This is a genomic window from Pseudomonas saxonica, from assembly GCF_007858365.1.
Classification (GTDB): Bacteria; Pseudomonadota; Gammaproteobacteria; order Pseudomonadales; family Pseudomonadaceae; genus Aquipseudomonas; species Aquipseudomonas saxonica.
This window is the reverse complement of the sequence record NZ_VFIO01000009.1, coordinates 110,760-123,467: the sequence shown is the minus strand read 5'-3', so window position 1 is coordinate 123,467 and position 12,708 is coordinate 110,760. Positions and strand designations below refer to the sequence as shown.

The window sequence follows — 12,708 nt, the reverse complement described above, 5'->3', positions numbered from 1 at the left end:
CGCTCGGGTAAACTGGCCGCCGCTTTTTACAAGATCAGACACAGGGGTCAGATTATGCCGCTCACTCAAGAGCTGAAGAAACAGTACAAGTCCATTGGCCACCATCTGAAACCAGTTTTGACTGTGGCTGACAATGGTTTGACTGAAGGTGTTTTAGCCGAACTCGAACGCGCATTGGGCGATCACGAGTTGATTAAAATCAAAGTCAACATCCTGGATCGCGAAGCCCGTTTGGCGGCCATTGCAGAACTTTGCAAGGCTGGCAAAGCGGACTTGGTACAGGTTATCGGTAAAATGGCGCTTCTGTACCGCAAAAACGTCAATGTGAACAAGCAACTGTCGAACGTCCATCGTTTCAAGTGATGCCGACAAGGGTCAAGGGTGCGCATGGCGCACCCTGACACTCTTGCCTTCAGACCTACCATGATCTCTGCCCGCGCAACGCATCAGGCAGCCATAGCATCCTGCGCTACATCCCCTCTCTACTCGCTGCACGACACACTCAGACACACGACCTGACATTTCGCCCAACATCACTGCCAGCCTGTCTTGACCAGCAGCGCCCAACAATTCTGTGTGATGCATATAAAGACCGCCAACCCGAGACAACCGGGTCAGCCGCCAAAGCAGTGCGCCCGCACGAAGCGGGCGCCTTTACTCAGATGTGACGCACTTCGACAATCTCGTACTCAATAACACCACTCGGTGTTTTCACCGCGACTACATCGCCTTCTTCCTTGGCAATCAAGGCGCGCGCAAGAGGCGAACCCACGGAGATTTTGCCAAGTTTGAAGTCGGCCTCATCCTCACCCACGATCTGGTACGTCACGCTTTCGTCAGTTTCAACGTTAGCAATTTCTACCGTAGTACCGAAAATCACTTTGCCAGTATGAGGAATAGTCGTGACATCAATGATGACCGCGTTTTGCATGCGGCCCTCGATATCACGAATACGCGCCTCAACCATACCCTGCTGCTCACGAGCAGCATGGTATTCAGCGTTTTCTTTCAGGTCGCCCAATTCACGGGCCGTACCGATGTCCTGGCTCAGCTTCGGTCGAACAACCTTGGTCAGATGAGCGTGCTCTTCTTCCAGGGCTTTGGCGCCCTGGACTGTCATTGGGTATTTGATCATGCCTTCAATCCTGCGTGTAGATCCTGCAAGCTGCGTACGGTTTTTTCAGGACCGAATTTAAGCGCTTCACAGATCGCTTCGCCAGCAGCAATGGTCGTTGTGCAGTAAATCTTGTGCTGCAGCGCGTTGCGGCGAATGGAGTAAGAGTCAGCAATCGACTGACGACCCTCAGTTGTATTGATGATCAAGCTAACTTCGTCATTCTTGATCATGTCGACAACGTGTGGACGACCTTCGGTCACCTTGTTCACGCGGCGGACTTTAAGACCGGCAGCCTCGATAAACTTGGCAGTGCCTACCGTCGAAACGATTTCGAAGCCCAGATTGATCAGGTCACGGGCAACACCCGCCACCAAAGGCTTGTCGTCGTCACGCACGCTGATGAACGCAGTTCCGCCAGTTGGCAGCACTTCGCTAGCGCCCATTTGAGCCTTGGCAAATGCTTCACCAAAGGTATCGCCCACGCCCATCACTTCACCGGTGGACTTCATCTCTGGGCCGAGAATCGGGTCAACACCCGGGAATTTGGCGAACGGGAAGACCGCCTCTTTCACACTGTAGAAGTTAGGAATGATTTCTTTGGTGAAACCAATTTCCTTCAGGGTTTTACCAGCCATGACGCGTGCTGCGATCATTGCCAGAGAAACGCCGATGCACTTGGATACGAAAGGAACGGTACGCGAGGCACGCGGGTTCACTTCAATGACGTAGATGTCTTCGCCTTGCAGGGCAAGCTGCACGTTCATCAGGCCGACAACGCCCAATTCCAGAGCCATTTTCTTGACCTGTTCGCGCATCTCATTCTGGATGTGCAGCGGCAAAGAGTAAGGCGGCAGTGAGCACGCGGAGTCACCGGAGTGAACACCTGCCTGTTCGATATGCTGCATGATCGCGCCGATGACTACATCCGTGCCGTCGCATACCGCATCAACGTCCATTTCGATTGCGCAGTTGAGGAAGTGATCCAGCAGCACCGGGCTGTCATTGGACACTTTCACCGCATCACGCAGATAACGCTTGAGCTCTTCTTCTTCGTAAACGATTTCCATCGCACGACCGCCCAACACGTAGGAAGGACGCACCACCAGCGGATAACCGATTTTGGAGGCTGCGCGAATGGCTTCGTCTTCGCTGCGCACTGTCGCGTTTGGCGGCTGACGCAGGTTCAGGCGCTCAACCATCTGCTGGAAACGCTCGCGGTCTTCTGCACGGTCGATAGCATCCGGGCTGGTACCGATGATCGGCACGCCAGCTTCTTCAAGAGCACGAGCCAGTTTCAGCGGGGTTTGGCCGCCGTACTGAACGATCACGCCTTTTGGCTTCTCGACACGAACGATTTCCAGCACGTCTTCCAACGTGACCGACTCAAAGTACAGACGATCCGAAGTGTCGTAGTCGGTGGAAACGGTTTCCGGGTTGCAGTTGACCATGATGGTCTCGTAACCATCGGCACGCAGCGCCAGAGCGGCGTGAACGCAGCAGTAGTCGAACTCGATACCTTGACCGATACGGTTCGGGCCACCACCCAGAATCATGATCTTGTCACGATCCGAAGGGTTGGATTCGCACTCTTCCTCATAGGTGGAGTACATGTAAGCCGTATCAGTAGCGAACTCGGCCGCGCAGGTGTCAACACGCTTGTAAACCGGGAACACTTCCAGCTTGTGACGATGGCGACGCAGGTTTTTCTCGGTCACACCCAGCAGTACAGCCAGACGTGCATCCGAGAAGCCTTTGCGCTTAAGGCGATACATCGCATCACGATCAATCGAGGACAGCGCCATCGTCTTGATCTTTTCTTCATCCTTGATCAGATCTTCGATCTGTACCAAGAACCAAGGATCAATCATGTTCATGCCAAAGATGTCTTCGACAGTCATGCCTGCGCGGAATGCATCAGCCACGTACCAGATACGCTCGGCGCCCGGAACAGTCAGCTCACGCTTGAGCACGGCCATGCTTTCCGGATTGCTCAGGTCGAGCTTTGGATCCAGACCGCTAACGCCCACTTCCAGACCGCGAAGGGCTTTTTGCAGAGATTCCTGGAAGGTCCGGCCGATAGCCATCACTTCACCCACCGACTTCATCTGAGTCGTCAGGCGCGCGTCAGCTTTCGGGAACTTCTCGAAAGCAAAACGTGGCAGCTTGGTCACAACGTAGTCGATGGACGGCTCGAACGAGGCCGGCATCGCACCGCCGGTGATTTCGTTTTGCAACTCATCCAGGGTGTAACCGATGGCCAGCTTGGCAGCGATGCGCGCAATCGGGAAACCGGTGGCCTTGGAAGCCAGCGCCGAAGAACGCGATACACGCGGGTTCATCTCGATCACGACCATACGGCCTGTGTTCGGGCAAATGCCGAACTGAACGTTTGAACCGCCCGTTTCAACGCCAATTTCACGCAGCACCGCCAAAGAGGCGTTCCGCATGATCTGGTATTCCTTGTCCGTCAGGGTTTGCGCTGGCGCAACGGTGATCGAGTCACCTGTATGCACGCCCATCGGATCAAAGTTTTCAATCGAGCAGACGATGATGCAGTTGTCCTTCTTATCGCGGACAACCTCCATCTCGTACTCTTTCCAACCAATCAGCGATTCGTCGATCAACAGCTCTTTGGTGGGCGACAAATCCAGACCGCGGGAACAAATCTCTTCGAACTCTTCACGGTTGTAAGCAATACCGCCACCGGTGCCGCCCATGGTGAAGGAAGGACGAATGATGCATGGAAAGCCCAGCTTTTCGAGAACCGCATTGGCCTCTTCCATGCTGTGCGCGATACCCGAACGCGGGCAATCAAGGCCGATGGACTTCATGGCTTTGTCGAAACGCGAACGGTCCTCAGCCTTGTCGATGGTGTCGGCATTGGCACCGATCATCTCTACGCCAAACTTCTCCAGAACGCCTTCACGCTCCAGATCCAGTGCGCAGTTCAGAGCAGTCTGGCCACCCATGGTTGGCAACAGTGCGTCTGGGCGCTCTTTTTCGATGATCTTGGCAACGGTCTGCCACTTGATCGGCTCGATGTAAGTTGCGTCGGCCATGTCCGGGTCGGTCATGATGGTGGCCGGGTTGGAGTTAACCAGAATGACGCGGTAACCCTCCTCACGCAGAGCCTTGCAGGCCTGGGCGCCGGAGTAGTCGAATTCGCAGGCCTGGCCGATAACGATCGGGCCAGCGCCGAGAATCAAGATGCTTTTAATGTCTGTACGTTTTGGCATGGGTTTGTCACTCAAATCCGCAGGTCAGTCGGCAAGCTGTCAATCAAGATACTGAAGCGCCCGAGGGGCCACCGAAGCTCGGGGCCACCATCGAACTGCAACGCAGCATTGATCAGCGGCGCTTGGCCATCTCATTGATGAAGCGATCGAACAGCGGTGCTACGTCGTTCGGGCCCGGGCTGGCTTCAGGGTGACCCTGGAAGCTGAAAGCGCTCTTGTCGGTCAGTTCGATACCCTGCAGGGTGCCGTCGAACAGCGACTTGTGAATCGCACGCACATTGGCTGGCAAAGTGGCTTCATCCACCGCAAAACCGTGGTTCTGGCTGGTGATCATCACAACACCGGTGTCCAGATCCTGAACCGGGTGGTTAGCACCATGGTGGCCATGACCCATTTTTACAGTCTTGGCGCCCGAAGCCAGTGCCAGCAGCTGATGGCCCAAGCAAATACCGAACACCGGTATCTCGGTAGTCAGCACTTCCTGAATCGCCTTGATTGCGTAGTCGCAAGGCTCAGGATCACCCGGGCCGTTGGACAGGAACACGCCATCAGGATTCAGCGCCAGTACATCACTGGCAGGCGTCTGAGCCGGAACCACGGTCACGCGGCAGCCGCGCTCAACCAGCATGCGCAGGATGTTCCACTTTACGCCGTAGTCGTAAGCCACAACGTGGTAAGGCAACTCGCTGGCTTCGATAGTCGGATGACTGTCGGTCGCCAGGTTCCAGACGCTGGAACGCCACTCGTAGGCTTTATCGGTCGTGACGACTTTCGCCAGGTCCATGCCTTTGAGGCCAGGGAAACCACGTGCAGCGGCAATGGCCGCTTCGTCAGAAATGTTGTCGCCAGCCATGATGCAGCCGTTTTGTGCGCCTTTCTCACGCAGAATGCGTGTCAGGCGACGGGTGTCGATACCGGCGATAGCCACAACATTGTTGGCTTTCAGGTAGTCAGACAACGACATTGTGTTACGCCAGTTGCTGGCAACCAGTGGCAGATCACGGATCACCAAACCTGCGGACCAAACACGATCAGACTCGGCATCTTCCGGCGTAGTACCGGTATTGCCGACATGCGGGTAAGTCAGGGTCACGATTTGCTGAGCGTAGGAAGGATCCGTCAGGATCTCCTGGTAGCCAGTCATTGCGGTGTTAAACACCACCTCACCAACGGTTTGACCGTCGGCACCAATGGCTTCGCCGCGAAAAATGCTGCCATCAGCGAGGGCGAGTATGGCTTGCTTAGTCAAGAAGACCTCCCGTAAATAAAGCCTGAAAGGGCGATCGCAGGTTGTAAAAAAGCGGAGTGACGTATGGACACGTCACCCCGCTTCTTCACTGAATAATTCTGCGCGCTTTTAGTGGACACACTAAAGCTGTAGCTTACAGAAAAAGGCTTTTTTGGTCTACCGCTAAAGAGCCGAAAAGACTGAGGAATGCGACAGCACATCGCTTAGCGGTTAAAAAACGGGCTATTGATTGCGCAATAGCCCGATATTACAGAGGTATTTCAACGCAGCTCGAGCACATCCTGCATGTCATACAGGCCCGGCTCGCTGCCCTCCAGCCATAGCGCAGCGCGAACCGCACCCTTGGCGAACGTCATGCGGCTGGACGCTTTGTGGGTAATCTCAAGGCGCTCACCTTCAGTGGCGAACAACACCGTGTGATCCCCAACTACATCGCCACCGCGAACCGTCGCAAAACCGATTGTCTCGCGCTCACGTGCGCCGGTATGCCCTTCTCGACCATAGACCGCAACCTTTTGCAGGTCACGCCCCAACGCATCGGCAATTACCTCACCCATGCGCAGGGCAGTGCCGGAAGGCGCATCGATTTTATGACGGTGGTGCGCTTCGATGATTTCGATGTCCGCATCCTCCCCCATCACTCGAGCAGCCATATCCAGCAACTTAAGCGACAAATTTACGCCTACGCTGAAGTTCGCAGCAAAAACGATCGGAATGTCTTTGCCCGCCTCGGCGAGCAATTGCTTTTGCACCGGACTCAACCCTGTCGTACCAATCACCATGGCCTTGCCAGACTGACGGCAAATCTCAAGGTTTTTCAGCATAACGTCAGGAAGCGTGAAGTCGATCAATACATCGAAGTCATCCGCAACCGCCTGCAAATTAGCCGACAGCGCAACACCAAGACGACCCAGGGATACCAATTCACCGGCATCTGCACCGATCAACGAGCTGCCCGGACGAACAATCGCAGCGGTCAGGCCGCACAGCGGCGAACGCTGCTGCACCGCATCAATCAGGGTTTTACCCATGCGCCCGGCAGCACCCATAACAGCTATACGTCGCATGTCCCGCCCCTTATAAGTCGCCGAAGAAGCGCTTCACGCCTTCGAACCAGCCTGTTGCGTTAGGCGAGTGACTGCTGTCACCTTCCAGCGTGGAGCGAAACTCTTCCATCAGCTCACGCTGACGTCGGCTCAACTTCACCGGTGTTTCAACAACCACACGACACATCAGATCACCAGCACCACCACCCCGCACAGGGGCAACGCCCTTGCCGCGAATACGGAACTGTTTACCGCTCTGAGTGCCCTCAGGCACTTTCAACTTGACTCGACCGTCAAGCGTCGGGACTTCAAGCTCTGCACCCAGCGCCGCATCAGCAAAATTGATAGGCACTTCACAGAACAGATGCTTGCCGTCGCGCTGGAAAATCGCGTGCTCACGCACCTCGATAACCACGTACAGATCGCCCGCAGGCCCACCCTGTACGCCAGCCTCGCCTTCACCCGACAGACGAATGCGATCGCCGGTATCAACACCCGCAGGCACTTTCACCGAAAGGGTTTTGTACTCTTCTACGCGACCTTCACCACGGCAGCTGTCGCACGGATCAGAAATGATCTTGCCCTGACCATGGCAGCGCGGACACGTTTGCTGAACCGCAAAGAAACCCTGCTGCATACGCACCTGGCCAATACCGCCACAGGTCGTACAGGTAACAGGCGAAGAACCCTTCTTGGCGCCAGAACCGTCACACGGCTTGCAATTAACCAGCGTAGGAACTCGAATATTGACCGTGGTACCGCGTACAGCCTCTTCCAGATCCAGCTCAAGCGTATAGCGCAAATCGCTACCACGCTGAGCGCCGCCCCGGGAGCCGCCACGACCACCGCCAAAGAAATCACTGAAGACATCACCAAAGATGTCGGAGAAGTTTTGCCCACCAAACCCAGCACCGCCGCCACCCATTTGCGGGTCGACACCGGCATGCCCGTATTGATCATAGGCAGCACGTTTGCTGGAGTCCGACAGGACTTCGTAAGCTTCGTTCGCTTCTTTGAACAGCTCTTCTGAAGCCTTGTCATCCGGATTACGGTCCGGGTGATGCTTCATTGCCAGACGTCGGTATGCCTTCTTCAACTCCACCTCAGTGGAAGTACGCTCGACACCCAAAATTTCGTAATAATCGCGCTTTGCCATAATTCTTTGCACTCTCAAGGACGTTCGGCAAAACCCTCCCGAGCCTCACCAAACCCGCCAAATCCGATAGAGACCAGACTCGACTCACGTCTTTTTCAACGATATTGGTTTCTGATTAACAGCCAATGCATTGGCTGACAGGAGCGGTTTCGTGCGGGCGGAACATAAAAACCTCCAAGCCCAACCGCCAGCATCCGACCTTGTCGCATGCTGTAAAAATTCCTCTACTCCAGACACGCCAACGCGGGAGCAAGCTCCCGCGCGGCGACATCCTACCAGTCACCGCAAGCGCGCGGTCAACCGGGCGACAAACAAGCTAATTACTTGTTGTCTTTTACTTCTTCAAACTCAGCATCGACAACGTCGTCAGCTTTTTCAGCCGAATCAGCTGGCTTGGCCGCTGCGTCTGCAGGGTTTGCTTGCTCGGCGTACATCTTCTGAGCAACTGGAGCAGACACTTTGGACAGCTCTTCAACCTTGGCTTCGATAGCCGCTTTGTCGTCGCCTTTTACAGCAGCTTCAAGAGCAACCACTGCAGCTTCGATTGCAGCTTTCTCTTCCTCAGTCACCTTGTCACCAGCATCGGCGACCATTTTGCGAGTCGAGTGAACCAGTGCGTCACCCTGGTTACGGGCAGCTGCCAGTTCTTCGAACTTGCGGTCTTCCTCAGCGTTGATCTCGGCGTCGCGAACCATCTGAGCAATTTCTTCCTCGGACAGACCGGAGTTGGCCTTGATCACGATCGACTGAGATTTGCCGGTCGCCTTGTCTTTCGCGCTCACGTTCAAGATACCGTTGGCGTCGATGTCAAAGGTTACTTCGATCTGAGGCACGCCACGTGGAGCTGGTGGAATGTCAGCCAGGTCGAACTTGCCCAACGACTTGTTCTGAGCCGCTTGCTTACGTTCACCTTGCAGCACGTGAATGGTCACAGCGCCCTGGTTGTCGTCAGCGGTCGAGAACACTTGCGATTTCTTGGTAGGAATCGTGGTGTTTTTCTCGATCAGAGCAGTCATGACACCGCCCATGGTTTCGATACCCAGAGTCAGCGGGCTCACGTCCAGCAGCAGAACGTCTTTAACATCACCGGCCAATACCGCGCCCTGGATAGCAGCACCCATTGCAACAGCTTCGTCCGGGTTCACGTCTTTACGTGCTTCTTTACCGAAGAACTCAGTCACCAGTTTTTGAACCAGTGGCATACGAGTCTGACCACCGACCAGAATCACGTCGTTGATTTTCGACACATCGATACCGGCGTCTTTCAACGCGATACGGCAAGGTTCGATGGTGCGCTGAACCAGGTCTTCAACCAGCGATTCCAGCTTGGCGCGCGAAATTTTCACGTTCAAGTGCTTAGGACCAGTGGCATCTGCAGTGATGTAAGGCAGATTCACGTCAGTCGACTGGCTCGAAGACAGTTCGATTTTGGCTTTTTCAGCAGCTTCTTTCAGACGCTGCATGGCCAGCGGATCACCTTTAAGGTTCATGCCGCTTTCTTTCTTGAACTCGTCAACCAGGTAGTCGATCAGACGGATATCGAAGTCTTCACCACCCAGGAACGTGTCACCGTTGGTTGCCAGCACTTCAAACTGATGCTCGCCATCCACTTCGGCAATTTCAATGACCGACACGTCGAAAGTACCGCCACCCAAGTCATAAACGATGACAGTGTGGTCGCCTTTCGCCTTGTCCATACCGTAAGCCAGAGCAGCAGCGGTTGGTTCGTTGATGATGCGTTTTACGTCCAGACCCGCGATACGGCCGGCGTCTTTAGTCGCCTGACGCTGGCTGTCGTTGAAGTAGGCCGGAACGGTAATAACCGCTTCAGTCACTGCCTCGCCGAGGTAATCTTCGGCGGTTTTCTTCATTTTCTTCAGAATTTCAGCCGAGATTTGTGGCGGAGCCATTTTCTGGCCGTTCACTTCAACCCATGCGTCGCCATTGTCAGCCTTGACGATTTTGTAAGGCACCATCTGAATGTCTTTCTGTACAACTTCTTCGTCAAAACGACGACCGATCAAACGCTTCACCGCGTACAGGGTGTTATGCGGATTGGTCACTGCCTGACGCTTGGCCGATTGGCCAACCAGAATTTCGCCATCATTGGCATACGCAACGATCGACGGCGTAGTACGCGCGCCTTCTGCGTTTTCGATAACTTTTGCTTTACCGTTTTCCAGAACCGAAACACACGAGTTAGTGGTCCCGAGGTCAATACCGATAATTTTGCCCATGTTTACTCTCCCTAAATTTGAATTTTTTTGCCGCAGCAGTAATGACCAACTGCGGCACTGCTTAACGCTTGACTTCTAAATGGGGGCCTTGCGGCCGATTTCAAGCCTGCTCGTCAATCGATGGCGAAACCGGCGCTGGCGCCTTGCTGACTACGACCATAGCCGGGCGCAGCAAGCGACCATTGAGCTGATAGCCCTTTTGAAACACCTTGAGCACACTGTTCGGCTCCAGGTCAGCGCTTTCCTGCATGGCCATAGCTTGATGATGCTCGGCATTAAAGGGTTCGCCGTGCGGATCAATCGCTTCCAGCTGATAACGCTTCAGGGTGTCCTGGAACATTTTCAGTGTCAGCTCAATCCCTTCGCGCATTGGGCGAATGTTCTCGTCATCCGGGCTGGACAGCTCAAGACCACGCTCAAGACTGTCAATTACCGGCAAGAGGTCGCCAGCAAACTTTTCCAATGCGAATTTGTGTGCTTTCTCGACGTCCTGTTCAGCGCGGCGGCGAACGTTCTGCAGATCAGCAGCAACACGCAAAGCCTGATCATGAGCTGCGGCCAGTTGCTCTTCAAGCGACTGCACGCGAGCGACCAGATCTTCGCCAGCGGCATCGGCGGCCTGATTTGCTTCTTGGTTTTGCGTATCCATAGTCTGTTCGTCTGCCATAGATTTCTCCTTTCAAACTTTGTCCGCGAGCTCGACTCGCGCTTCTGCCAAGGTATATGGGGTCGCAATTTTCAGGTTCAAGAGCCACAACGCACTAACAGTGCCTCTTTGTCCTGCCCTAAATCCCGCAAAAAAATCAAAACGCGCTAAAAATTCAGAAAAACAAAGCAAATCGTACTAACGACAGCCATTGTCAGCACGAAACAAAACACTGTATAAATAACCAGACATTACGTTTTGGAGCAGCTCCTATGCTGGTGCACCTGTCCGTTCATAACTACGCCATCGTTGAACATCTCGATCTTGAACTGGATCGCGGGATGAGTGTAATCACTGGCGAGACCGGTGCAGGAAAATCGATCATGCTTGATGCGCTGGGCCTCACCTTGGGAGACCGAGCCGATAGCGGCGTAGTTCGTCCAGGCGCCGACAAAGCCGACATTCTTGCCACCTTCGACCTGCAAGACATTCCCGAAGCACGTGCCTGGCTCGCCGAGCGCGACCTCGAAACGGATGGCCCGTGCATTTTGCGTCGTGTTATCACGACTGAAGGGCGCTCACGCAGCTACATCAATGGCACGCCCTGCCCACAAGGCGACCTCAAAGCCTTGGGCGAGTTGCTGATTGATATCCACAGCCAGCATGAGCACCAGTCGCTGCTAAAACCGGACACCCACCGTCGCCTTCTGGACGAATACGCGGGTGCCACCGACCTGTCCCGCCAGGTTCAACTGGCTGCACAAAGGTGGCGCCAGGCGCGGCAAGAACTCGAACACCTCTCCAACTCCGGCGATGAACAACGCGCACGTCATCAGTTACTGAGCTACCAGCTTGAAGAGCTCGAAACGCTGTCGCTGGGCGAAAACGAACTGGATGAGCTGGAGCAGGAACACAAAAACCTGACCAATGCCGAAACCTTGCTCACGATCTGCCGCCAAGTGGTTGAACAGTGCAGCGAAAACGACTCCGGCAACGTCCTCAATGCATTGACGGTCAGCCTGAACCGACTTTCAAGCATCAACAACAGCTCCGGATCTCTGAGCGAAGCAACCGACCTGCTGGCCAGTGCACAAATCCAGGTCGAAGAAGCCGTAGGCGAACTTAACCGGTTTCTTGATCACTTTGATGCTGACCCGGGCCGCTTGCAGTACCTGGAAGAACGTCTGGACACCATCTATACACTCGCGCGCAAACATCGTGTACAGCCAAGTGACGTTCCTGCGCTGCAGCAAAGACTGCTGGATGAGCTCGAAAGCCTCAATGCCAACGACGAATCCATCGAACGCCTGACCCACGAGCTGGCAGCCTATACACGCCACTATCAGGAATGTGCACGCGAACTCAGCAGCCTGCGTGCTCAGGCAGCATCGCGCCTGAGCAGTGCCGTAGAAGAAGAAATACAGCGCTTGGGCATGCCCGGCGGGCGCTTTTTGATCGAACTGCGCCCACAGGCCAGCGTCGACCCGATGCCACACGGGCTGGAGCACGTAGAGCTACTGGTAAGCGCCAACCCAGGCCAACCCCTTAAAGCGCTGGCGAAAGTAGCGTCAGGTGGCGAGCTGTCACGCATCAGCCTGGCCATCCAGGTCATCACCGCGCAAACCTCACGGGTGCCTACCCTGGTATTTGACGAGGTCGACGTCGGCATTGGCGGTCCTACTGCCGAAATCGTCGGCCAACTGTTACGCCGTCTAGGCGAGCGCGGCCAGGTACTGACAGTCACCCATTTGCCGCAAGTGGCTGCGCAATGCCATCAGCATCTATTTGTGCACAAGGTTCGCGAGAGCGACACCACTCGCACTGCCGTATCGAAACTGAGCAAGAAAGAGCGCATAGAAGAAGTTGCACGCATGCTTGGCGGCATCGACCTGACCAAAGAATCGTTGGCGCACGCAAAGAAAATGGTGGTTACTGCGAAAATTCTTGCAGCTTAGCGACGAACGGTAGAAAAAGCCGTCATTCAGACAGCACAAAGGCGACCCTTGGGTCGCCTTTGTTGG

The 12,708-nt window shown here is 54.9% G+C and carries 9 protein-coding genes; 2 read left to right on the top strand and 7 right to left on the bottom strand.

Going from position 1 to position 12,708, the window contains the following annotated elements; translation table 11 throughout:
• Nucleotides 1–54: 54 nt before the first annotated feature.
• The gene (locus FJD38_RS19550) at nt 55–363 is read left to right on the top strand and encodes a YhbY family RNA-binding protein (protein WP_122783711.1); all 309 of its coding nucleotides are present in this window, start codon (nt 55–57) and stop codon (nt 361–363) included.
• A gap of 295 nt (nt 364–658) precedes the next feature.
• On the opposite strand, the gene greA is transcribed toward FJD38_RS19550, so the two are convergent.
• The 7 genes from greA to grpE form a co-directional block, all read right to left on the bottom strand.
• The gene (greA, locus tag FJD38_RS19545) at nt 659–1,135 is read right to left on the bottom strand and encodes a transcription elongation factor GreA (protein ID WP_122783712.1); all 477 of its coding nucleotides are present in this window, start codon (nt 1,133–1,135) and stop codon (nt 659–661) included.
• Nucleotides 1,132–4,353, bottom strand: coding sequence for a carbamoyl-phosphate synthase large subunit (carB, locus tag FJD38_RS19540; protein WP_146387007.1), 3,222 nt, complete (start codon nt 4,351–4,353; stop codon nt 1,132–1,134). The genes greA and carB overlap by 4 nt, the downstream gene beginning before the upstream one ends.
• 112 nt (nt 4,354–4,465) lie before the next feature.
• Nucleotides 4,466–5,602, bottom strand: coding sequence for a glutamine-hydrolyzing carbamoyl-phosphate synthase small subunit (gene carA, locus FJD38_RS19535; protein WP_122783714.1), 1,137 nt, complete (start codon nt 5,600–5,602; stop codon nt 4,466–4,468).
• A 260-nt stretch (nt 5,603–5,862) separates the two neighbouring features.
• Complete coding sequence (dapB, locus tag FJD38_RS19530; RefSeq protein WP_146387005.1) at nt 5,863–6,669, bottom strand: 4-hydroxy-tetrahydrodipicolinate reductase; 807 nt, start codon at nt 6,667–6,669, stop codon at nt 5,863–5,865.
• A gap of 10 nt (nt 6,670–6,679) precedes the next feature.
• Nucleotides 6,680–7,804 carry a molecular chaperone DnaJ gene (dnaJ, locus tag FJD38_RS19525; protein ID WP_122783716.1) on the bottom strand — a complete coding sequence of 375 codons (1,125 nt, stop codon included), beginning with the start codon at nt 7,802–7,804 and terminating at the stop codon, nt 6,680–6,682.
• Between the two features lie 320 nt (nt 7,805–8,124).
• Nucleotides 8,125–10,041: a molecular chaperone DnaK gene (gene dnaK / locus FJD38_RS19520; RefSeq protein WP_122783717.1), complete on the bottom strand. Its 1,917-nt coding sequence runs from the start codon at nt 10,039–10,041 to the stop codon at nt 8,125–8,127.
• Nucleotides 10,042–10,141: 100 nt separating this feature from the next.
• The gene (grpE, locus tag FJD38_RS19515) at nt 10,142–10,708 is read right to left on the bottom strand and encodes a nucleotide exchange factor GrpE (protein WP_122783718.1); all 567 of its coding nucleotides are present in this window, start codon (nt 10,706–10,708) and stop codon (nt 10,142–10,144) included.
• 251 nt (nt 10,709–10,959) lie between these two features.
• On the opposite strand from grpE, the gene recN reads away from it, so the two are divergent.
• On the top strand, nt 10,960–12,642 hold the full coding sequence (recN, locus tag FJD38_RS19510; RefSeq protein WP_122783719.1) for a DNA repair protein RecN: 1,683 nt from the start codon (nt 10,960–10,962) through the stop codon (nt 12,640–12,642).
• Nucleotides 12,643–12,708: the final 66 nt, after the last annotated feature.

What these genes read in the sequence shown, in the direction of transcription:
- dnaJ (WP_122783716.1), bottom strand. Translation starts at nt 7,804, where the DNA reads ATGGCAAAGCGCGATTATTACGAAATTTTGGGTGTCGAGCGTACTTCC.
- dapB (WP_146387005.1), bottom strand. Translation starts at nt 6,669, where the DNA reads ATGCGACGTATAGCTGTTATGGGTGCTGCCGGGCGCATGGGTAAAACC.
- greA (WP_122783712.1), bottom strand. Translation starts at nt 1,135, where the DNA reads ATGATCAAATACCCAATGACAGTCCAGGGCGCCAAAGCCCTGGAAGAA.
- FJD38_RS19550 (WP_122783711.1), top strand. Translation starts at nt 55, where the DNA reads ATGCCGCTCACTCAAGAGCTGAAGAAACAGTACAAGTCCATTGGCCAC.
- carB (WP_146387007.1), bottom strand. Translation starts at nt 4,353, where the DNA reads ATGCCAAAACGTACAGACATTAAAAGCATCTTGATTCTCGGCGCTGGC.
- dnaK (WP_122783717.1), bottom strand. Translation starts at nt 10,041, where the DNA reads ATGGGCAAAATTATCGGTATTGACCTCGGGACCACTAACTCGTGTGTT.
- recN (WP_122783719.1), top strand. Translation starts at nt 10,960, where the DNA reads ATGCTGGTGCACCTGTCCGTTCATAACTACGCCATCGTTGAACATCTC.
- grpE (WP_122783718.1), bottom strand. Translation starts at nt 10,708, where the DNA reads ATGGCAGACGAACAGACTATGGATACGCAAAACCAAGAAGCAAATCAG.